Raw genomic sequence first — 20,095 nt, 5'->3', positions numbered from 1 at the left:
CGTCACAGCGTGAGGTCGGCGACCGGCGCGTGAGGACGGCGATCATGGCGCGGAGACGACGAGAGCGCCGCACCCCTCACGGGGTGCGGCGCTCTCGTGCGTCGGTCAGCGGAACTTGTGCGTGAGGCTGTCCATCGTGCGGTCCACCGAGGCGATCTTCACGTGCGAGATCCCGGCGGTGGCGCCGGCGGCGATCATCGCCTCGTGCGCGGCCCGCAGGGTCGCCCACACCGTGTCGGCATCGCCCTCCAGCGTGGTGCCCAGCGCGCCGACCTCGGAGCGCAGCCCGGAGGCCTGGATCACCCGGATCGCCGCCTCGACGAAGGCGTGCGGGTCGTCCGGGGTGCCGGGTGGCGACGGCGCGACCTGGATCTCGGCGATGACCTGATCGCTCATTGCTGCCCTTCGGCAGGCTCGGTCTCCGCCGGGACCGCGGCGCGGTCGGCCACGCGGGCGGCCCACTCCACGATCCGCCGGGCGACGTCCTGCTCGGTGAGGCCGACGTCGGCGAGCACCTGACCGCGGCTGCCGTGCTCGAAGAACTGCTGCGGCAGGCCCAGCGTGCGCACCGGCACGTCACAGTCGGCATCCTGGAGCGCCTGGGAGAGCAGGGTGCCCACGCCGCCGGCCCGGCCGCCGTCCTCGACGGTGACCACCAGCCGGTGCTCACCGGCCAGCGTGACCAGGTCGTCGGCGACGGGCATCACCCAGCGCGGGTCGACGACGGTGACCTCGATGCCGTGGTCGGCGGCGCGCTCGGCGACCGCCAGGCACATCGGCACGAGCGAGCCGACGGCGACCAGCAGCACCTCGGGGGTCGTGCCGCGGCGCAGCACGTCGACCCGGCCGCGCCGCTCGATCGCCGGAACCTCCGGCGGCAGCGCGCCCTTCGGGAAGCGGATGACGGTGGGCCCGTCGGAGACCTGCACCGACTCGCGGAGCGCCTCGCGCATCGTCGCCTCGTCCCGCGGCGCCGCCAGCTGCAGCCCCGGGACGATCGAGCAGATCGACATGTCCCACATGCCGTTGTGCGAGGCGCCGTCGGAGCCGGTCACGCCGGCCCGGTCGAGCACCAGGGTGACCGGCTGGCCGTGCAGCGCGACGTCCATCAGCAGCTGGTCGAAGGCCCGGTTCAGGAAGGTCGAGTAGATCGCGACGACGGGGTGCAGGCCGCCCATCGCCAGCCCCGCGGCCGACGTCAGCGCGTGCTGCTCGGCGATGCCGACGTCGTAGGTGCGCTCCGGGAACCGCTCGGCGAACGGCGCGAGACCGGTGGGGTGCAGCATCGCCGCGGTGATCGCCACGACGTCGGAGCGCTCGGTGCCGATCCGCACCAGCTCGTCGGCGAAGACGTCGGTCCACTCGGGGCCCTTGGCGGCCGAGGAGAGCCCACTGTCGGGCTCGAACACCCCGGTGGAGTGCCAGGCGTCGATGGTGTCGGTCTCCGCCGGCGGGTAGCCAAAGCCCTTGGTCGTGACGGCGTGCACGATGACCGGCCCGCCGAAGGAGCGGGCGCGGCGCAGCGCCGACTCCATCATCTCCACGTCGTGGCCGTCGACCGGGCCGACGTACTTCATGCCGAGGTCCTCGAACATGCCCTGCGGGGCCAGGACGTCCTTGAGCCCCTTCTTGATCGCGTGCAGCGCGTCGTAGAGCTTCGTGCCGACGACGGGTGCGCGGTGCAGGGCCTGCCGGACGGCGGCCAGCGCCTCCTCGTACCCCGGGCGCAGCCGCAGCGTGGCGAGTGCGTCGGCCACCCCACCGATCGTCGGGGAGTAGGAGCGGCCGTTGTCGTTGACCACGATGACGACGGGGCGGTCCTGCGCGGCGGCGATGTTGTTCAGCGCCTCCCAGGCCATGCCGCCGGTGAGCGCACCGTCGCCGATCACCGCCACCACGGGGCGGGTGTCACCACGGACGGCGAAGGCCTTGGCCAGCCCGTCGGCGTAGGACAGCGACGTCGAGGCGTGGCTGTTCTCCACCCAGTCGTGCTCGCTCTCGGCTCGGCTGGGGTAGCCGGACAGCCCGTCCCGCTGGCGGAGCTGGGCGAAGCCGTCGAGCCGGCCGGTGAGCAGCTTGTGCACGTAGGCCTGGTGCCCGGTGTCGAAGATGATCGGCTCGCGCGGGGACTCGAAGACCCGGTGGACGGCGATCGTCAGCTCGACCGCACCGAGGTTCGGGCCCAGGTGGCCGCCGGTCTTGGCGACCGCGGCCACGAGCGCGTCGCGGATCTCGCCGGCCAGGACCGGCAGCTGGTCGGGGCGCAGTGCCCGGAGGTCGGCGGGCCCGGTCAACGAGCTGAGCAACGACACGACGGGGCAGGGTCCTCTCGACGTCGGCGGCGTCCGGTGGGGCGCAACCGGTGAGATCCCACTGTAACGGCGAACCGGCGACCTGCCCTGTGGACAGCGAACTCAGAGCCGGGGCACCCAGCGCTCACCCCGCAGCGCCCCGGCGACCACCTCGACGCCGCGCGCGGCCCGGGTGAGCCGCGCACCCTCCCGCTCGTAGGCGCTGATCGCCGCCTCCATGGCCTCCGGCGGCAACTGGTCGGCGAGCTCCACCCGCACGGTGCGCCAGCCGGCCCGCGCCGCCTCGAGCCCCGCGGCGACGTGGTCACCGGCGAACCGGGCGAGGAGCACCGGGTAGCGCCGGAGCACCTCGTGCGCCCGGTAGTCCGGCGGCACGAGGTCGAACAGCCAGCTGACCGCGGTCCGCTCCCAGTCCGGGGCGCCGGGCGGCCAGACCTCGTCCGGCCAGCCCGGCGGCAGTGCGACGTCCACCCGGTCAGTGTGCGCGGAGGTCGCGGCGACCTCGACCGCGGATCGCACGTGTGTTCGAAGCGTGACCTGCCGGACCCGGTGTGCGACGGATCCCGCCTGCGCGATCATGGAGCCAGCGGGGCGGCGCGCCGGCCGTCCTCGGCGGGTCGCCACCGGAACTCCATGATCGCGCGCCCCTGAGTGGCCTCGCGCTCCGCAGTGACCTGTCGGGGCCGCGCCGTACGGTCCCCGGTGTGACCGAGCCGGGCGACGCCACCGCCCATCTGGCCGAGACCCGCGCCGCCTACGACACGGTCGCCGTCGACTACGCCGACCTGCTGCGGGACGAGCTCGCCGCCCGCCCGGTCGACCGGGCCGTGCTCGGGCTGTTCGCCGAACTGGTGCACGCCGGCGGCGGCGGGCCGGTGGGCGACCTCGGCTGCGGACCGGGCCGGATCACCGCCCACCTCGCCGGCCTGGGGGTGGAGGCCTTCGGCGTCGACCTCTCCCCCGGCATGGTCGCCGTGGCCCGGCGGAGCCACCCGCAGCTGCGGTTCGACGTCGGCTCGATGACGGCACTGGAGCTGCCCGACGGGAGCCTGGCCGGCGCCGTCGCCTGGTACTCGGTGATCCACACCCCGCCGGCCCAGCTGCCCGCCGTGTACGCCGAGGTGGTCCGGGTGCTGCGACCGGGCGCGCCACTGCTGGTCGCGTTCCAGGCGGGCGACGACGATCCCGTGCACCACCGGCAGGGCTACGGGCACGACATCTCGCTGCACGGCTGGCGGCTGGACCCCGACCGGGTCGAGGAGCAGCTCACCACCGCGGGGTGCGGTGTGCGGACCCGGGTGCTCCGCGAGCCGGAGCCCCCGCACGAGAAGAGCCGCCAGGCCTACCTGCTGGCCGTGCGCGCCTGACCGGACGGGGGACGGCCGGCCCGGTGCAGGGTCCACAGCCGGGAGCCGGCGACCCCGGCGAGCAGGACCCCGAACACCGCCGACAGCCAGTTGCCGTCGGCCGCGTTGGCGACGGCGGTCCCGACGAGGAGGACCGCTGCCACGACCCAGGACCCGCGACTCACCGGGCGCAGCAGCAACCAGGTGTGCACCGAACCCGCCCAGTCGGCCAGCCGCTCGCCACCCGTCGGATCAGCCACGTTCCCGACGTAGACCGAGCGACCTGACCGCCCAGGCCGACGGACCGGCCGGGACCAGCTACCACGCCCGAGTGAGAGCGGACCCGATCGCGGTACGCCCGACGCTCGCAGCCGCCGATGACAGCCGTGACCCACGACACACCGGTCGACCGGTGAGGAGACGTGGGGACGCCTGACGCGCACGCACCCGGCAGCACTGGAGGCCCTGACGTGACCACCTACCGCAACGTCCGCGACCTGCTCACCGAGGCCGTCCACGAGGCGTTCCTGCTCGCCGACTTCCTCATCCGGAAGGCAGATGACCGGTGGGTCCTGCCGCGCGAGGACACCAGCCGCAGCCCGCTCTGACCCTCCCCGCCCTGCTACGCCCTGACCAGCAGGGCGACGCACTCCACGTGGGCGGTCATCGGGAAGCAGTCGAAGGCCCGCAGCTCGGCCAGTCGGTAGCCGGCGCCGGCGAACGCGGCGACGTCGCGGGCCAGGGACGCCGGGTCGCAGGCGACGTAGACCACCGCGCGGGCACCGGAGCCGGCGAGCACCCGGCTCACCTCGGGTCCGGCCCCGGCCCGGGGCGGGTCGAGCACGACGACGTCGGGACGGCCGAGGTCACCGAGCAGCTCGGTGAGGCCCGGGGAGTCCACGTCGCCCTGCCACACCTCGGCCTGTGGCAGGTCGGCGAGGTTCACGTCGGCGGCGGCGCAGGCCGCGGCGTCTGACTCGACGCAGACCACCCGGCCCGCGGCACCGACCCCGGGCGCCAGCGCCCCGCCGAACAGGCCGGCACCGGCGTAGAGGTCCAGCACCGTCTCCCCCGGCTGCACCGCGGCGAAGCCCAGGACGGCGTCCACCAGCGCGTCGGCGGCGGCCGGGTGCACCTGCCAGAAGCCGGTGCCCTCGACCTCCCAGTCCCGGCCACCCGCGGTCCGCTGGGCCCGCCCGGCCGGCTCCTCGGGCACCTCGGCCCCGGGCCGCAGCACCTGGGTGTCCAGCGGCCGGCCGCGGCGGTCCAGCGTCGTCGTGGTCACCACGCCGGCCGAGTCGACGGCGACGTCGACGGCCCCGGCGTCCAGCCAGCGCCGGGCCAGCACCGCCTGGGCGGCCGGCTCGGCGGTGATCGGGCAGTCGTCGAGCGGGACGACGTCGTGCGAGCGGTGCCGGCGCAACCCCGGCGAACCGGTGCGGTCGACGGCGAACCGGGCCCGCGAACGCCAGCGCAGCGGCCCGCCGGGCAGCGCCTCGACCGTGACGTCGACGTCCAGCCCAGCGAGCCGGGACAGCTGCTCGCGGACGACGTCGGCCTTGAGCGCCAGCTGGCCTGCGTGGCTGACGTGCTGCCAGTCGCAGCCGCCGCACTTCCCCGGTCCGCTGTACGGGCACGGGCGCTCCACCCGCTCCGGTGCCGCCTCCAGCACCTCGACGGCGTCGCCGCGGCAGAAGCCCTTCTGCCGGTCCTCGGTCACCTCGACGACCACGCGCTCCCCGGGCAGCGTGTGCCGCACGAAGACCACCCGGCCCTCGTGCCGCGCGACGCAGTGCCCGCCGTGCGCCACCGGGCCCACGGTCACCTCGAAGCGACGGCCCAACCAACCGCCTGCGGCGTCCGGCGCCTGTCGCTGCGGGCGGGCAGCGGGACGGCGACGCCGCTCAGCCATAGGGCGTCTCCTCGACGTCGGACGTCAGCCCGCGCCGCAGGTCGCCGGGGGCCGGGCCGCTCCCGTCCCCGCCCTCGCGGTCATGGGAGCCCTCCAGCTGCCACGGCACGCTGGTGATCATGACCCCGGGCAGGAACTGCAGCCGGGTGCGCAGCCGCAGCGCGCTCTGGTTGTGCAGCACGTTCTCCCACCAGTGGCCCAGCACGTACTGCGGCACGAAGACCACGACCAGGTCCCTCGGGCCGGCGCGCCGGATGTCCTTGACGAAGTCCAGCACCGGACGGGTGATCTCCCGGTACGGCGACTCGAGCACGGTCAGCGGCAGCGGGATGTCGTAGCGCTCCCAGTCCCGCTGCAGAGCGCGGGTCTCGGCGCCGTCCACGTTGACCGTCAGCGCGGTCAGCACGTCGGGCCGGGTGGCGCGGGCGAAGGCGAGCGCCCGCAGCGTCGGCTTGTGCACCTTGGAGACCAGGACGACCGCGTGCACCCTGCTGGGCTTGGTCCGCGCGTCGCTGTCGGGCACCAGCTGCGCGGCCACCTGCGAGTAGTGCCGGTTGATCGCCCGCATCAACAGGAAGATCACCGGCATCGCGGCGAGCACGATCCAGGCCCCACCGACGAACTTGGTCACCACGACGATGAACAGGACGACGCTGGTCAGCGTGCCGCCGACGGCGTTGATCACCCGGGAGCGCTGCATCCGGCCACGCGCGGCGGGCTCGGTCTCGCTGCGCAGCTCGCGGTTCCAGTGCCGCACCATGCCCCACTGGCCGATCGAGAAGCTGGTGAAGACACCCACGATGTACATCTGGATCAACTGGGTGGAGTCGGCCTCGAAGACGATCAGCAGCAGGATCGCGAAGCCGGCGAGCAGCAGGATCCCGTTGCTGTAGACCAGCTTGTCGCCGCGGGTGTGCAGCTGGCGGGGCATGAACCGGTCCTGCGCGAGCACCGAGCCCAGCAGCGGGAAGCCGTTGAAGGCCGTGTTGGCCGCCAGGATCAGCACCAGCGCCGTCGCCGCCTGGACGAGGTAGAAGCCGATCGAGTCCGCGCCGCCGAAGGTCGCCGCGGCCACCTGCGCGATCACGGTCCGCTGCGGCTGGTTCTCGCAGTCGAAGCCCACCAGGTCGCAGGCGTTCTCCACGTACTTCACGTCCGCCAGCAGGGCCATCGCCGTGACGCCGGCGAACATCGTGGCCGCGATGCCGCCCATCAGCGCCAGCGTCGTCGCCGCGTTCCGGCTCTTCGGTGGGCGGAACGCCGGCACACCGTTGGCGATCGCCTCCACCCCGGTGAGCGCCGTGCACCCGGAGGCGAAAGCCCGCAGCACGAAGAAGATCAGCGCCAGGCCGGTCACCTGCTCGTAGCCCGGTTCGGGCTGGATCGCGTAGCCCGCGCTCTCGGCCACCACGTCGCCGCCGGTGACGAGCTCCCGGATCAGCCCGGTGCCGATCATCACCAGGATGCAGGCGATGAACGCGTAGGTGGGGAAGGCGAAGGTCCGCCCCGACTCCCGCACCCCACGCAGGTTGATCGCCACGAGCAGGGCGACGAGCCCGACGGAGATGAGGACGCGGTGCTCGGCGAGCTCGGGGAACGCGGAGATGATGTTGTCCGTGCCGGAGCTGACCGACACCGCGACGGTGAGCACGTAGTCGACGAGCAGCGCGCTGGCGACGACCAAGCCGGCGAACTGGCCGTGGTTCTTCATCGCCACCTCGTAGTCGCCGCCGCCCGAGGGGTAGGCGTGCACCACCTGGCGGTAGGAGAGGACGACGACGGCCAGCAGCAGGACCACGAGCGCGGCCAGCCACGGGGTGAGGAACAGGAACGTCGTCCCGGCCAGCGTCAGGAAGATGAGGATCTCCTGCGTCGCGTAGGCGACGGAGGAGAGCGGGTCGCTGGCGAAGATCGGCAGCGCGAGGTGCTTGGGGAGCAACGACTCACCGGCGCGGTCGCTGCGGACCGGCCGGCCGAGGACGAGTCGTTTCGGGAGTTGTCCGAGGTCGGACAGGGTTGGCACGGCGGCGATGGTACGGACGCCGGGACCACCCGTGGGCCGGAACGGGGCGACCTCACTCACATGGGCAACCTGCGGTGCCCCGCACGCCCCGGTGCGCCACCACGGCCCCGCTTCGGGTGTACGTTCGCGCGCTGTACGCCCCGGCGGTCCGCGGGGGCGGCAGCGTTCGGCAGACGGGTGGGACACAGGTGCACGTGGTCGTGATGGGCTGCGGCCGCGTCGGTTCGGCGATCGCCCGGCGACTCGAGGTGATCGGCCACAGCGTCGCGGTGATCGACCAGGACCCCGAGGCCTTCCGCAGGCTCGGCCCCGAGTTCGGCGGCCGCCAGGTCACCGGCCTCGGCTTCGACCGGCAGACCCTCCTGGACGCCGGCATCGACTCCGCCGGGGCCTTCGCCGCGGTCAGCAGCGGGGACAACTCCAACATCATCGGCGCGCGCGTCGCCCGCGAGACGTTCGGTGTCGAGCACGTCGTCGCCCGGATCTACGACTCCAAGCGGGCCGAGGTCTACGAGCGGATGGGCATCCCCAGCGTCGCCACCGTCCCGTGGACGGTCAGCCGGCTGATGCGGGAGCTGCTCTCGGTGAAGGTGACCGAGATCTGGCGCGAGCCCACCGGCACGGTCCTGCTGATGCGGATCACCGTGACCGATGTCTGGGTCGGCCGACCGCTGGCCGAGCTGGAGAACGCCTCCGGTGCCCGGGCCGCCTGGCTGGTGCGCTTCGGCGAGGCCCAGCTCATCACCCCGACCACGGTGCTGCAGACCGGCGACCACCTCGTCGTCGCCGCCACCGACGAGCTCACCCACCGGGTGCACCAGGCCGTCGAGCAGGGCCCCGCGGGAGGGCAGCACTGATGCGCGTCGCCATCGTGGGGGCCGGCGCGGTCGGCCGGTCCATCGCCACCGAGCTGCTGGGCAACGGCCACGCCGTGATGCTCATCGAGAAGAACGGCTCCCGGGTCAAGCCGCGGGCGGTCCCGGGCGCCGAGTGGGTGCAGGCCGACGCCTGCGAGGTCTCCTCCCTCGAGGAGGCCCAGCTGGCCACCTGCGACGTGGTGATCGCGGCCACCGGTGACGACAAGGCCAACCTGGTCGTCTCGCTGCTGGCCAAGACCGAGTTCGCGGTCGCCCGGGTGGTCGCCCGGGTCAAGGACCCGCGCAACGAGTGGCTCTACACCGAGGCGTGGGGCGTGGACGTCGCCGTGTCGACCCCCCGGGTGCTCGCCGCCCTGGTGGAGGAGGCGGTCACCGTGGGCGACGTCGTCCGGCTGATGAGCTTCCGCAAGGGCGCGGCGAACCTGGTCGAGATCACCCTCGCCGAGGACACCCCGTGGGTGGGCCGGCCGGTGCGCGAGGTGCCGCTGCCCCGGGAGACGGTGCTCACCACCATCCTGCGTGGCGACCGGGTCATCGCCCCCGATCCCGACGAACCGCTGGAGGCCGGGGACGAGCTGCTGTTCGTGACCCACGGCGACATCGAGGAGCAGCTCCAGGCGGTCATGTGCCCCGACGGGAGCTGCTAGCAGCAGACCCCCCGTGGAGCGGCGCCGTCAGGCGGCCGGGGGCTGCGCTTCCGAGCGGTGCCGGTGCAGCCGGGCCACCACCCACAGGGTGACCACGAGCTCGGCTGCGGTCAGCGGCAGACCCAGCACCAGCGAGGACGTCGCCAGCAGCTCCACCTCGTCGCGCAGGTAGAAGAAGCCCTGCACGACCGCCCGCAGCAGGAAGACCCCAGCCCACAGCACGGTCAGCCAGCCGTAGGCCCGAAGCATCCGCGGGTCGTCGCGCCAGTGCCGCTCCGGCTCCGGGTCCGGCACCCGGTCGCCGGCGGCCACCGGCACCGTGGCGCCACCCTCGACCGGCACGGCCGTCGCGGCCGGGTCCCGGCGCGCACGGTCACGCAGTGACGGCAACCGGTGGGTGGACATGGCCCCCAGGTGGCTGGGCGCCAGGAACTCGGCGATCACCCCGACCAGGGGACGCCGGAAGGGGATCGAGGCGAGCAGCACCAGGGCGATCCCGGCGTTGCGCACGATGCCCAGCACGAAGAAGTCGCGGGCCTGCCCGGAGTACGCGGCGATCGCCACGGCGACGGCGACGGCGAACAGCCCGCTGACGGCCTGCTGGAGGCTCTCCCGGCGGAGCAACCGCAGCAGGAAGACCAGCACCGCGGAGGCGAGGGCCGCCCAGATGCCGACGGTGAGCCCGCCGACCGAGTTGGCCACGATGAACGCGATGGTGGGCAGCGAGGCGTCGACCATGCCGCGCCAGCCACCCAGCTGGTCCAGCACCAGGTGGCGGTCGAACGTCGCCCCCCCGCGTCCGGGCTCGCTCACCGCCGGGTCCCTCCGGTCATGCCCGCATCGACGACCGGGTCACCCGGCGCTCAGCTCGTACCAGGGGTTGTAGATGACCTGCCGACCCTCGAAGGAGGCGAACCGCCCGCGCGCGGTGAGCCGGCGACCCGGCTCGATGCCGGGGATCCGGCGGCGGCCGAGCCAGACGAGCGTGACCGAACCGGAACCGTCGAACAGCTCGGCCTCCAAGGTCGGCACCGTCTCGCGCGGGGTGTAGACCACCGACTTGATCCGCCCGGTCACCGTGACGACCTCGCCCTTGCGGCAGGTGCTGACCGCGGAGCAGCCGGCCGACGCCACCCCGGAGCGCAGCTCCTGGGCGTCCACGGCCCGGTCGTCGGCGGTGAGCTTCTGCAGCTTGCGGGACAGCCAGCCCCGCGCGCCGGGCTCCGCGGAGGCACCGGTCCTGGTCTCGGTCACGATCCCAGGGTAGTGCTGCCAGGGGCCGCTGTCCGACGCTCGGCCAGCCAGTCCACGGTGCGTCTCCACGCCGCACCGGAGACGTCGATCAGCACCATGTGGTCGCCGGGGACGACCGCCACCTCGACGGTGTCCCCCACCGCGGTCGCGGCGGCGGCGTACCGCCGGCTCTGGTCCAGCGGCACCGAGGTGTCCTCCGCGCCGTGCACGCAGAGCACCGGCAGTCCGGCCGGCAGCAGTCGCACCGGGTCGGCCACGGCGTACCGGTCGGGCACCTCGGCCGGCGTCCCGCCGAGGAAGTCCACCGTCGCCCCGTCGCCGAGGTCGGCGGTGACCGCAGCCTCCAGGTCCAGCACCCCGGCCTGGGCGACGACCGCGCTCACCGGGACCCGCGGGTCCGCTCCCGGCGCCCCGGCGGGCAACCGGCCGCGGCCGGCGACCCACACCGCGAGGTGCCCGCCCGCGGAGTGACCGAGGACGGTCACGTCGGTGAGGTCCAGGCGCGCTGCGCCCGGCACGTCGGGGAGGCCGTCCACCGCCGCGGCGACGTCCTGCAGCGTGGTGGGCCAGCCACCACCGGCGCCCACCCGGCGGTACTCCACGGCCACCGCGGCCCAGCCGCGGGCGGCCAGGTCGGCGGCCAGCGGGCGGGCCAGCTCGATGCCGTAGCGGGCCCGCCAGAACCCGCCGTGCAGGACGACCACCACCGGTGACGGACCGTCGCCGGCCGGCAGGGACACCTCCACGAACTGGTCCGGCCCGGGGCCGTAGTCGTGCCGGACGGGCTCGCTCACCCGGCGCTCCGGGGCTCGGTGGGTGGCTCGGTGGGGGCTGGCTCGGTGGGGCGTGGCTCGGTGGGGGGTGGCTCGGTGGGGGGTGGCTCGGTGGGGGGTGCCGCCGGACGTGCGGCCGGCGGCGGGGCCACCGGCGAGGCAGACGGCGCCACCGGCGAGGCAGGCGGGGCGACCGGCGCGGCGGCAGGGGGCGCGGCAACAGACGGCGGGGCAGCCGGCGGTGCCGCGGGCCGGCGGGCAGCCGGGCGCGCGCCCTGGCCCGCGGCCTGCCTGCGGGCGACCTGCTGGGCTGCCTGCGGGGGCAGCGTCAGGGGAAGCTGCTCGCGCACCGGCATCGGCTCCGCCCCCCGGACGACGACGACCGACCGGAACGCCGCCTCCAGCGGCGCAGCCGCCTCGGGTGTGCTGGCCGCCGAACCGCTGATCATCCCGCGGAGGAACCACCGCGGGCCGTCGACGCCGAGGAACCGGGCCGGACGGCGCACCGGTTTCGGCGCCCCGGTCTCCCCCTGCTGCGGCGGCGCGGCGACCAGGACGGACCCGACCAGCTCACGGCCGAAGGGCCCGTCCACCTCGGTCAGCCGGCCCCCCTGCCCGCTCGCCCCGCGCATGAGCTCGGCGCGCACCTCGTCCCAGAGTCCGCCGGCGCGCGGGGCGGCGAAGACCGACAGCTGCAGCAGGGAGTCCCCGGCGCGGAGGCTGGCCCCGACGACCTGCTGCTGGGCGTTGACGTCCACCCGCAGCTCCATGCCCGCGGCAGCCGGCAGCCGCAGGGAGCCCAGGTCGACGCGCGGCCGACCGTCCTCCGGGGCGTCGGCCTCGTCCCACGGCCCGCTGGTCGCGGACTCCTCACGCTCCCGCACCTGCGGTTCCGGGGGCACTCCCCGCTCCCGGAGGCTGCGGTCGATCCGGTTGCGTCGACGTCCGAACGGCATCGTCAGGCCCGTCCTTCCAGAGAGGTGTGGGTCAGGTCGGCGGCCAGCGCGGCCGAGCCGCCGGTGGAGCCGTGCCCTCCGCTGCCGCGTTCGCTGCCGGGCAGCTCTCCGACCGGCACGAAGCGGGCCCGCACGACCGGCTGGACCACCAGCTGGGCGACGCGGTCGCCGCGGGACAGCCGGAGGGTGGTGGTGGGGTCCAGGTTGACCAGGTTGACCTTGATCTCGCCCCGGTAGCCCGCGTCGATCGTGCCCGGTGCGTTGACCAGGCTGAGCCCGAGCCGGTGCGCCAGACCCGAGCGCGGGTGCACGAATCCGGCGAACCCCTCGGGGATCGCGACCGCGACCCCCGTGCCCACCAGCGCACGTTGGTGCGGTGCGAGCTCCACGTCCTCGGCCAGGCACAGGTCGGCACCGGCGTCACCGGGCAGGGCGTAGGCCGGGAGGACGGCGGCGGAGCCGAGGACGACGGGCACGTCGACCTCGGCGGCGACGCCGGCCAGCGGCTGATCGGGCAGGGGAACGGGCACGGCGGCGAGGCTAGCCGCGCCGACCGGTGCGCGTGCGGGCCGACCCGGCGGTCAGGCGCCCGGACCGGCCGGGGGCAGCCCCAGGTCCGACCGCAGCCGATCGGCCAGCGCGGCCGTCGCCTTGCGGTTGCCGCGGGCGGCCAGCGTCGCGCCGACCAGCAGCGGGGCCATCGACGTCGTGCTCCGGGCCAGCCGCCGGGTGACCCGTCGCCGCAGCGCCGTCGTCCCGGCCGTGCTCAACGCGGCGAACAGCCCACCCGACGACGAGCTCCCCACCGCCCGCTGGGTGCTCCAGCTCGCCAGGTAGGCACCGGCCCGGGCGCGGGCGTCGCCCGGGGCCGGGCGTCCGGCCAGCTCGTGCAGCTCCCCGACCAGCACCACCTCGACGGCGGCCACCAGCACCGTCTGCGCCCCGAGCTCCAGGGGGACGGCGACCAGGGTCGGTGGCGCGAACCACTGCGCCGCCGCCAGCCCACCGGTCGCGGCACCGACCCCACCGGTGAGCCGTGCCGCCCGGGCGACGAGGGCGTCGGCGATCTCCGCGTCCGAGGCGCCCGGATGAGCCCGTCGCAGCCGCGCCCCGTCCCGGATCGGGAGGCGAGGTGCAGCCGCGTCCAGGAGGTCGCTCAGCAGGCCCGAGGGCGCCGAGCCGCCGCGGGGGTCCGTGCCGGTGCCGGCGGAGCGCCCTCGCCCCGAGCCGGCCTGCGCGTCCCGCGCCGAACCGGTCCGTGCCTCCCGCGCCGCTGCGGCGACCGCGGAGACGACGTCGGCCAGGACGCCGCCCGCCGCCCGGGCACCGGCAGCCGACCGGCCCGGTCCGCTGCCGTCCCGTGCACGGGTGCCCCTGCCGGGCTCGTCCCGGCCGAGCAGCCCGGCCACGGCATCGGCCAGGGCCCGCGCGGCGGCACCGAGTCCGCCGTCGGCGCCGACGACCTCGCCCTCGACCGGCGTCCCGCCCACGGGGCGGGTCGGCGGGACGTCACGCGGCTGCTGGCTCATCGGTTCCCCTCCAACGGTGACGTGCTGGAACGGCCCCCGTGCAGGGGCCCGCCGTGAGCTGGCGAGCGGTGGGGGGCACGGGGGTCCTTCTTCAGGCCGCGCAGTCGCGGCAGACCGGCTGCCCGTTGCGGGTGGCGGCCAGCCGGCTGCGGTGGTGCACGAGGAAGCAGCGCGAGCAGGTGAACTCGTCCTCCTGCTTGGGCAGCACGCGGACGGTGAGCTCCTCGTTGGAGAGGTCCGCTCCGGGGAGCTCGAGGGCCTCGTTGAAGTCGGTCTCGTCGACGTCCACCGAGGAGGACTGCGCCTCGGCCCGACGGGCCTTCAGCTCCTCCAGGGAGTCCTCGCCGAGCTCGTCGGCCTCGTTGCGCCGGGGGGCGTCGTAGTCCTGGGCCATGGGGTGCCCCTCACTCTCTCTTCGTCGCGGGCCCACGGGCCCGCTCGTCTGCCGTCGGCAACGGGCGCCGACGGCGGTGGTGCCGGCCGCCAGGGCGGCCGGGGATCTCGCGCCGGTCCGAGGGCCACGTGGCCCCTGTCCGGGTAGCTCGGTCGTGCACCGGACCACGTCCGGCTCGGCTGGTGGACGAGCACGCCTGCTGCTCGCCCTGCACCCCAGCCAGCCGCCCAACGCCGTCAGGTCCCGGTTTGTGCCCGCGTGCGGGAGACCGACACATCCGGCCCTCCGGGAGGCCGGTCGAGGCGGGGAGCGCCAGAGGCTACCCTGCCGCCGTGGGGACTCCAGTGGGTGCTGATCCGGGGGTCGTCGGGCCCTACCTCGCAGGTGCTCTCGGGCACGAGAAGTGGCGTTCGGTCCGGGTCGAGCTGATCGCCGCCGGCATGTCGAACCTCACCTACGTGGTGACTCCGGAGGGCGGCTCCGAGGACGACGCGGTGATCCTGCGCCGGCCGCCGACCGGCGCGGTGCTCGCCACCGCGCACGACATGGTGCGCGAGCACCGGGTGATCTCCGCGCTCGCCGGCACGCCGGTGCCGGTCCCCCGCACGCTGCACCTGGCCACCGACACCACGGTCCTCGGCGCCCCGTTCTACGTCATGGAGCGCGTGGTCGGCGTGCACGTGGTCAGCGAGCTCCCACCCGGGTACGCCGACGAGCCGGCCCAGCGCCGGACGGTCGCCGACGGCTTGATGGACACCCTCGCGGCCCTGCACAGCGTCGACCCCACCGCGGTCGGGCTGAGTGACTTCGGCCGGCCCGATGGCTTCCTGGAGCGCCAGGTGCGTCGCTGGACCAAGCAGTGGGACGCCACCCGCGACACCGACCGGCCGGCGCTGGACGCACTGGCCGCGCGGCTGGCGGAGACGGTGCCCGCCACCCGGCGCACGGGCATCACGCACGGCGACTACCGGCTGGACAACTGCCTGCTCGACCCGCAGACCCCCGGCCGGGTGCGCGCGGTCCTGGACTGGGAGATGTCCACGCTGGGCGACCCGCTCACCGACCTCGGGATGCTCTTCGTCTACTGGCCCCAGGCCGGCGAGGAGCGGGCCGTCTCGGTCTCGCAGGTCACCACGCTGCCCGGCTTCCCGACCCGGCTGGAGCTGGCCGAGCGGTACGCCGCGAGCAGCGGCGCCGACCTGTCGGACCTGAACTGGTACGTGGGCTTCGCCTACTTCAAGTTCGCCGCGATCGTCGCCGGCATCGTGGCCCGGTCGGCGGCCGGTGCGATGGCCGGCAAGGACACCACCGGCTACGCCGACAAGATCGACCCCTGCGTGGAGCTGGGACGCGCCGCACTCGAGGACGGTGCGCTGTAGCCGCTCCGGACGCCGCTAGGGTCGACTCCGTGTACGTGCCGGCCGCCGTGAGGACCCAGTGACCGAGCTCGCCGACGACACCGCCGAGCGCGGACCCGACGCCCCGCGCCGCAACCGCCGGCCGGTGCCGGCCCTGGTGTTCCTGCTGGTGCTCGCCCTGGCCGCCATGGGCGTGTGGTGGAACGTGCTCGGCGACGAGCGTGCCCGGGAACAGGCCGAGGAAGCTGTCTGCAGCAGCGCCAGCAACGTGCCGACCGAGCTGGACCCGGCCACCGTGTCGATCAGGGTCTACAACGCCACGGACACCCCCGGCCTGGCCGGTGAGGTCACCACCACCCTCGAGAGCCGCGGGTTCGTGGTCACCGAGACCGCCAACGACCCCAGCACCGCCGAGGTGACCGGGGTCGGCGAGCTGCGGTTCGGCGCCCCGGGACGGGAGGCCGCCGACTTCCTGCGGCTGTACCTGCCTGGCTCCACCAACCGCATCGACACCCGCTCCACCGGCCTCGTCGACCTCGTGATCGGGCCGGACTTCGCCGGCCTGGCCAGCGAGGAGCAGGTCGCCGCCGCCCTGCTCGCGGCGGCGAGCGCCGAAGCGGAGTGCTGACCCGCTGCGCGTCCCCGGTCAGCCGGCGGCGTGCAGCCGGTCCAGCAGCGCGAGCAGGGGCTCGGCGACCGACTCGGCCACCGCGACCGCCATCGGCTCGGCGAACGGGCGCCCACCGGTCCCGGCGACCACCAGGCCCGCCTCGGCGGCGATCAGCGCCCCCGCGGCGTGGTCCCAGGGCTTGAGGTCCAGCTCGTAGTAGGCGTCGACCCGGCCGGCCGCCGCCGCGCAGAGGTCCAGCGAGGCACACCCCCAGCGGCGGATGTCCCGAACCTCCGGGAGCAGCTGGGCGACGACCGCGCCCTGGGCGCGGCGCTGCTCCACCCGGTAGCCGAAGCCGGTCGCCACCAGGGTCTGCTCGAGCGAGGCCGGTGAGCTGCCGTGCAGCTGCATCGCCGCCGCGCCCGGTGCGGTGAGCCAGGCGCCCTGGCCGCGGACGGCGGTGAACAGCTCCCCGGTGCCGACGTTGAGCACCACGCCGACCTCGGTACGGCCGTCGACCTCACCGGCGATGGAGACGGCGTAGGCGGGCAGGCCGTAGAGGAAGTTGACGGTGCCGTCGATCGGGTCGACCACCCAGCGGACGCCGCTGGTCCCCTCGTGGGAGGCGCCCTCCTCCCCCAGCACCCCGTCGTCGGGCCGGGCCTGCAGCAGCCGGCGCACGATCAGCGCCTCGCTCGCGGTGTCGACCGCGGTCACGACGTCGACCGGGCTCGACTTGGTGTCGACCTGCTCGGCGGCTGTGCTGCGCCCTGCCCCGACCAGGACCGCGGCCTCCTCTGCGGTGGCCCGGGCCAGCTCCAGCAGCTCGGTGAACAGGTCGGGCGAGGCGGCGCCGGAGGTCATCACGGAGAGCGATCCTGCCCGACCGGTGCACTCCCGGTGGGCGGGGTCGCTAGCCTGCCCCCGTGCAGGGCTTCGGAGTGGACATCGGTGGCAGCGGCATCAAGGGCTGCGTGGTCGACCTGGACAAGGGCGAGCTGGTCGGGGACCGGGTGCGGATCCCGACTCCCCAGCCGGCCCTGCCCGACCCGGTCTACGGCGTGGTGTCCGAGATCGTCGGTCGGTTCGGGTGGGAGGGGCGCATCGGCGTCACCTATCCGGGGGTGATGAAGCACGGCGAGGCCTTCACCGCCGCCAACATGGACGCGAGCTGGATCGGCACGGACGTGGCCGCCGGGCTCGAGGCGGTCATCCCCGGCACCGTCCAGACGCTCAACGACGCCGACGCCGCCGGCATCGCCGAGATGGCCTACGGCGCCGGCCGTGGTGAGCGGGGCCTGGTGCTGATGCTCACCTTCGGCACCGGCATCGGCAGCGCGCTGTTCATCGACGGCACGCTCGTGCCCAACACCGAGTTCGGCCACATCGAGGTCGACGGCCAGGACGGCGAGAAGCGTGCGTCGGCGTCGGCACGGGAGCGCGAGGACCTCAGCTACCCGCAGTGGGCCAAGCGCGTCGACCGGTACCTGGACACCCTGGAGGCCAGCCTCTGGCCCGACCTGATCATCGTGGGCGGCGGGGTCAGCAAGAAGGCCGAGAAGTGGGTGCCGCTGCTGTCCACCCGGACCCGGGTCGTCCCCGCCGAACTGCTCAACGACGCCGGGATCGTCGGCGCGGCCCTGGCGGCCGAGCAGCACATCGGTCAGTGACGCCGGGCTGACGGTGGGCGCCCGGTCACCGGTGTCGACCGGGCGTGCCGGTCATCGAGCCGCGCCCGGCACAGAACCGGTGGACCCCCGGGTGTGCGCCGTTACAATGGTGACGCTCCACCGCGTCGCTCCCCCAGCCAGCAGGTCATCCCCACTCCCAGCCCGGCCAAACACCGCACGGGGTGCGTGTCGCCGGCCGGCAGGTGGGGTCCTGCCTCGTCGGACGTCGTCCGGAGCCGCTGTCCGTCGGGCCGCACGGCCCTCCAGGAACGCACCGCAGTAGTACGGGAAGGAAACCCGAGTGCCCGCCGACCAGCCAGGACCGGACGTGACCACGGTGAGCAGCCGCGGTCGAAGCAGGACGGTCGCCGCCCGTACCAGCGCCTCCTCGTCGACCACCGCGCCGGTGACCGCGGCGGCCAAGAAGGCCCCGGCCAAGCGGGCTCCCGCGAAGAAGGCCGCAGCCCGCAAGCCGACGATCGCCCCCTCCCCCGGCACCGGTGCGGGCACCGTCCTGACCGCCGTCGCCTCCGACGGGGCGACCGTCGCCGTCGTCGACGCCGGCCCCGAGGGCCTCAAGCTCGACGAGACGGTCGTCACCGGCAAGGACGGCGTCGCCGTCACCGAGACCGAGGAGAAGGACGCCGAGACCAGCGGCGACTTCGAGTGGGACGACGAGGAGGAGTCCGAGGCGCTGCGGCAGGCCCGCAAGGACGCCGAGCTCACCGCCTCCGCCGACTCCGTCCGCGCCTACCTCAAGCAGATCGGCAAGGTCGCCCTCCTCACCGCCGAGGAGGAGGTCGACCTGGCCAAGCGGATCGAGGCCGGCCTCTACGGCGCCGAGCGGCTCCGCCAGGTCGAGGAGGAGGGCCAGAAGCTCTCCCCGCAGATGCGCCGTGACCTCAACTGGATCATCCGGGACGGCGAGCGCGCCAAGAACCACCTGCTGGAGGCCAACCTCCGCCTGGTGGTCTCCCTGGCCAAGCGCTACACCGGTCGCGGCATGGCGTTCCTGGACCTGATCCAGGAGGGCAACCTCGGGCTGATCCGCGCGGTGGAGAAGTTCGACTACACCAAGGGCTACAAGTTCTCCACCTACGCCACCTGGTGGATCCGGCAGGCGATCACCCGCGCGATGGCCGACCAGGCCCGCACCATCCGCATCCCGGTGCACATGGTCGAGGTCATCAACAAGCTCGGCCGCATCCAGCGCGAGCTGCTCCAGGACCTGGGCCGCGAGCCCACCCCGGAGGAGCTGGCCAAGGAGATGGACATCACCCCGGAGAAGGTGCTGGAGATCCAGCAGTACGCCCGGGAGCCGATCAGCCTGGACCAGACGATCGGTGACGAGGGCGACAGCCAGCTCGGTGACTTCATCGAGGACTCCGAGGCCGTCGTGGCCGTCGACGCGGTGAGCTTCACCCTGATGCAGGACCAGCTGACCAGCGTGCTGCAGACGCTGTCCGAGCGCGAGGCCGGCGTGGTGCGGCTGCGGTTCGGTCTCACCGACGGCCAGCCGCGCACGCTGGACGAGATCGGCCAGGTCTACGGGGTCACCCGCGAGCGGATCCGGCAGATCGAGTCCAAGACGATGTCCAAGCTGCGCCACCCCAGCCGCTCCCAGGTGCTGCGCGACTACCTGGACTAGGGGAGCACCCCCTCCGCCCCGCCCTCGCGAGTTCAGGGCGGGCCCCTGGAGGGGTCCGGGCGAAGCCCTCCCGTGCTGCAGGGTGCCGCTCCAGCACGTCACCAGCGGTCGGTGACCCGACGGGTCACCGACCGCTGCCGTGTCCGACGCAGCGAGTGTCCGCACCGCTCCCAACGGGTGACGGGACGGTGTACGGCGGCACGCAGCGGGTAGACGGCGTAGCGTGGGTGACGTCAGAACAGCAGCGGACCCACACACCGACAGCCGGTGACAGCACCACCAAGCACGTGTTCCATCCGGACCCAGTTCCGAACCAGTGACGTCCCCTGCTGACCCGCTCCATCCGCACCTCGAGTGTCACGACCGCATCTCATTCGGCGAGTCCGTGCACGACAGGCGCCGGAACGGGAACACGAGGGGCCATCCTGGCGCTGTGCAGGAGGCCGATCCGCAGCCGCGGGTCCGTGCGGTAGAGAGCGAGTGATGAGCCAGATGACCCAGACGCTGACGACGACCCCGCCCACCGAAGAACTCGTCGTTCCCTTCCACTGCGACCGTTGCGGTGCTCTGGCCAAGGTGCGCGTGGTCCTCCCCAGTGGGAGTGACCTCGTCTTCTGTGGACACCACGCACGTGAGTACGAGGACAAGCTCCGCGACATCGCAGCCGACATCATCGAGACCGACGGCGAGGCGCGCCTCTCCAACTGAGTGGGGCAACTATCGTCGCGCCAGCGATGAAGCCCTCACACGACGAAGCCGCCGACAGCCCGGACCCGCAGCGCGGG

Annotated in this window: 23 protein-coding genes; 9 read left to right on the top strand and 14 right to left on the bottom strand. The window is 74.1% G+C overall.

Features of this window, described 5'->3' with window-relative positions; genetic code table 11:
- Positions 1–105: 105 nt before the first annotated feature.
- From O2W18_RS08145 to O2W18_RS08135, 3 genes are all read right to left on the bottom strand, one after another.
- Complete coding sequence (locus tag O2W18_RS08145) at positions 106–396, bottom strand: thiamine-binding protein (protein WP_269187043.1); 291 nt, start codon at positions 394–396, stop codon at positions 106–108.
- Positions 393–2,312, bottom strand: a complete 1,920-nt coding sequence (dxs, locus tag O2W18_RS08140; RefSeq protein WP_269187042.1) for a 1-deoxy-D-xylulose-5-phosphate synthase — start codon at positions 2,310–2,312, stop codon at positions 393–395. Before dxs ends, O2W18_RS08145 begins: the two co-directional genes overlap by 4 nt.
- A 102-nt stretch (positions 2,313–2,414) precedes the next feature.
- The gene (locus O2W18_RS08135; protein WP_269160465.1) at positions 2,415–2,783 is read right to left on the bottom strand and encodes a hypothetical protein; all 369 of its coding nucleotides are present in this window, start codon (positions 2,781–2,783) and stop codon (positions 2,415–2,417) included.
- A gap of 233 nt (positions 2,784–3,016) precedes the next feature.
- Between O2W18_RS08135 and O2W18_RS08130 the strand changes: the two genes are divergently transcribed.
- Positions 3,017–3,679: a class I SAM-dependent methyltransferase gene (locus O2W18_RS08130; RefSeq protein ID WP_269187041.1), complete on the top strand. Its 663-nt coding sequence runs from the start codon at positions 3,017–3,019 to the stop codon at positions 3,677–3,679.
- On the opposite strand, the gene O2W18_RS08125 is transcribed toward O2W18_RS08130, so the two are convergent.
- Entirely contained in the window at positions 3,655–3,918 is a 264-nt protein-coding gene (locus O2W18_RS08125) for a hypothetical protein (protein WP_269187040.1), read from the bottom strand. The genes O2W18_RS08130 and O2W18_RS08125 overlap by 25 nt on opposite strands.
- Before the next feature lie 210 nt (positions 3,919–4,128).
- Here O2W18_RS08125 and O2W18_RS08120 point away from each other — a divergent pair, with 210 nt between their 5' ends.
- Positions 4,129–4,266, top strand: a complete 138-nt coding sequence (locus tag O2W18_RS08120) for a hypothetical protein (protein WP_269165195.1) — start codon at positions 4,129–4,131, stop codon at positions 4,264–4,266.
- A gap of 14 nt (positions 4,267–4,280) precedes the next feature.
- Here the strand turns inward: O2W18_RS08120 and O2W18_RS08115 are convergent, their stop codons facing one another.
- Together O2W18_RS08115 and O2W18_RS08110 are read right to left on the bottom strand one after the other, a co-directional pair.
- A complete protein-coding gene (locus O2W18_RS08115; protein ID WP_269187039.1) occupies positions 4,281–5,570 on the bottom strand; it encodes a class I SAM-dependent RNA methyltransferase in 1,290 nt (429 codons plus the stop codon).
- Entirely contained in the window at positions 5,563–7,593 is a 2,031-nt protein-coding gene (locus O2W18_RS08110) for an APC family permease (protein WP_269187038.1), read from the bottom strand. The genes O2W18_RS08115 and O2W18_RS08110 overlap by 8 nt, the downstream gene beginning before the upstream one ends.
- Before the next feature lie 188 nt (positions 7,594–7,781).
- Between O2W18_RS08110 and O2W18_RS08105 the strand changes: the two genes are divergently transcribed.
- Both O2W18_RS08105 and O2W18_RS08100 read left to right on the top strand, forming a co-directional pair.
- Positions 7,782–8,450 (top strand): potassium channel family protein, encoded by a 669-nt coding sequence (locus O2W18_RS08105; RefSeq protein WP_269160478.1) that lies wholly within the window; start codon positions 7,782–7,784, stop codon positions 8,448–8,450.
- Positions 8,450–9,118 carry a potassium channel family protein gene (locus O2W18_RS08100; protein ID WP_269187037.1) on the top strand — a complete coding sequence of 223 codons (669 nt, stop codon included), beginning with the start codon at positions 8,450–8,452 and terminating at the stop codon, positions 9,116–9,118. Before O2W18_RS08105 ends, O2W18_RS08100 begins: the two co-directional genes overlap by 1 nt.
- A 27-nt stretch (positions 9,119–9,145) precedes the next feature.
- Here O2W18_RS08100 and O2W18_RS08095 read toward each other — a convergent pair whose 3' ends face one another.
- The 7 genes from O2W18_RS08095 to O2W18_RS08065 form a co-directional block, all read right to left on the bottom strand.
- The gene (locus O2W18_RS08095; RefSeq protein ID WP_269187036.1) at positions 9,146–9,931 is read right to left on the bottom strand and encodes a DUF3159 domain-containing protein; all 786 of its coding nucleotides are present in this window, start codon (positions 9,929–9,931) and stop codon (positions 9,146–9,148) included.
- Positions 9,932–9,970: 39 nt separating this feature from the next.
- The gene (locus tag O2W18_RS08090) at positions 9,971–10,372 is read right to left on the bottom strand and encodes an OB-fold nucleic acid binding domain-containing protein (protein ID WP_269187035.1); all 402 of its coding nucleotides are present in this window, start codon (positions 10,370–10,372) and stop codon (positions 9,971–9,973) included.
- Positions 10,369–11,166 (bottom strand): alpha/beta hydrolase family protein, encoded by a 798-nt coding sequence (locus O2W18_RS08085; protein WP_269187034.1) that lies wholly within the window; start codon positions 11,164–11,166, stop codon positions 10,369–10,371. Before O2W18_RS08085 ends, O2W18_RS08090 begins: the two co-directional genes overlap by 4 nt.
- Positions 11,163–12,101 carry a DUF3710 domain-containing protein gene (locus tag O2W18_RS08080; RefSeq protein ID WP_269187033.1) on the bottom strand — a complete coding sequence of 313 codons (939 nt, stop codon included), beginning with the start codon at positions 12,099–12,101 and terminating at the stop codon, positions 11,163–11,165. The genes O2W18_RS08085 and O2W18_RS08080 overlap by 4 nt, the downstream gene beginning before the upstream one ends.
- A gap of 2 nt (positions 12,102–12,103) precedes the next feature.
- The gene (gene dut, locus O2W18_RS08075) at positions 12,104–12,631 is read right to left on the bottom strand and encodes a dUTP diphosphatase (protein ID WP_269187032.1); all 528 of its coding nucleotides are present in this window, start codon (positions 12,629–12,631) and stop codon (positions 12,104–12,106) included.
- A 51-nt stretch (positions 12,632–12,682) separates the two neighbouring features.
- Complete coding sequence (locus O2W18_RS08070) at positions 12,683–13,630, bottom strand: hypothetical protein (protein WP_269187031.1); 948 nt, start codon at positions 13,628–13,630, stop codon at positions 12,683–12,685.
- A gap of 91 nt (positions 13,631–13,721) precedes the next feature.
- Entirely contained in the window at positions 13,722–14,024 is a 303-nt protein-coding gene (locus O2W18_RS08065; RefSeq protein ID WP_036336978.1) for a DUF4193 domain-containing protein, read from the bottom strand.
- Between the two features lie 332 nt (positions 14,025–14,356).
- Here O2W18_RS08065 and O2W18_RS08060 point away from each other — a divergent pair, with 332 nt between their 5' ends.
- A complete protein-coding gene (locus tag O2W18_RS08060) occupies positions 14,357–15,403 on the top strand; it encodes a phosphotransferase family protein (protein ID WP_269187030.1) in 1,047 nt (348 codons plus the stop codon).
- A gap of 58 nt (positions 15,404–15,461) precedes the next feature.
- On the top strand, positions 15,462–16,010 hold the full coding sequence (locus O2W18_RS08055) for a LytR C-terminal domain-containing protein (protein ID WP_269187029.1): 549 nt from the start codon (positions 15,462–15,464) through the stop codon (positions 16,008–16,010).
- Between the two features lie 18 nt (positions 16,011–16,028).
- Here O2W18_RS08055 and O2W18_RS08050 read toward each other — a convergent pair whose 3' ends face one another.
- Positions 16,029–16,856, bottom strand: a complete 828-nt coding sequence (locus tag O2W18_RS08050; RefSeq protein WP_269187028.1) for an inositol monophosphatase family protein — start codon at positions 16,854–16,856, stop codon at positions 16,029–16,031.
- Between the two features lie 62 nt (positions 16,857–16,918).
- Between O2W18_RS08050 and ppgK the strand changes: the two genes are divergently transcribed.
- The 3 genes from ppgK to O2W18_RS08035 all read left to right on the top strand — a co-directional run bounded on the left by ppgK (position 16,919) and on the right by O2W18_RS08035 (position 20,018).
- The gene (gene ppgK, locus O2W18_RS08045; protein ID WP_269187027.1) at positions 16,919–17,662 is read left to right on the top strand and encodes a polyphosphate--glucose phosphotransferase; all 744 of its coding nucleotides are present in this window, start codon (positions 16,919–16,921) and stop codon (positions 17,660–17,662) included.
- A gap of 328 nt (positions 17,663–17,990) precedes the next feature.
- Complete coding sequence (locus O2W18_RS08040) at positions 17,991–19,310, top strand: RNA polymerase sigma factor (protein WP_331254067.1); 1,320 nt, start codon at positions 17,991–17,993, stop codon at positions 19,308–19,310.
- Between the two features lie 483 nt (positions 19,311–19,793).
- Positions 19,794–20,018, top strand: coding sequence for a DUF7455 domain-containing protein (locus O2W18_RS08035; RefSeq protein WP_231558401.1), 225 nt, complete (start codon positions 19,794–19,796; stop codon positions 20,016–20,018).
- The last annotated feature ends 77 nt before the right edge of the window (positions 20,019–20,095 follow it).

The organism is Modestobacter sp. VKM Ac-2983 (assembly GCF_026967885.1).
GTDB lineage: Bacteria > Actinomycetota > Actinomycetes > Mycobacteriales > Geodermatophilaceae > Modestobacter.
This window is presented reverse-complemented; position numbering and strand designations above follow the sequence as displayed.

Coding starts and splice junctions, on each gene's coding strand:
- O2W18_RS08080 (WP_269187033.1), bottom strand. CDS start 12,101: ATGCCGTTCGGACGTCGACGCAACCGGATCGACCGCAGCCTCCGGGAG.
- O2W18_RS08035 (WP_231558401.1), top strand. CDS start 19,794: ATGAGCCAGATGACCCAGACGCTGACGACGACCCCGCCCACCGAAGAA.
- O2W18_RS08100 (WP_269187037.1), top strand. CDS start 8,450: ATGCGCGTCGCCATCGTGGGGGCCGGCGCGGTCGGCCGGTCCATCGCC.
- O2W18_RS08050 (WP_269187028.1), bottom strand. CDS start 16,856: ATGACCTCCGGCGCCGCCTCGCCCGACCTGTTCACCGAGCTGCTGGAG.
- O2W18_RS08070 (WP_269187031.1), bottom strand. CDS start 13,630: ATGAGCCAGCAGCCGCGTGACGTCCCGCCGACCCGCCCCGTGGGCGGG.
- O2W18_RS08065 (WP_036336978.1), bottom strand. CDS start 14,024: ATGGCCCAGGACTACGACGCCCCCCGGCGCAACGAGGCCGACGAGCTC.
- O2W18_RS08115 (WP_269187039.1), bottom strand. CDS start 5,570: ATGGCTGAGCGGCGTCGCCGTCCCGCTGCCCGCCCGCAGCGACAGGCG.
- O2W18_RS08145 (WP_269187043.1), bottom strand. CDS start 396: ATGAGCGATCAGGTCATCGCCGAGATCCAGGTCGCGCCGTCGCCACCC.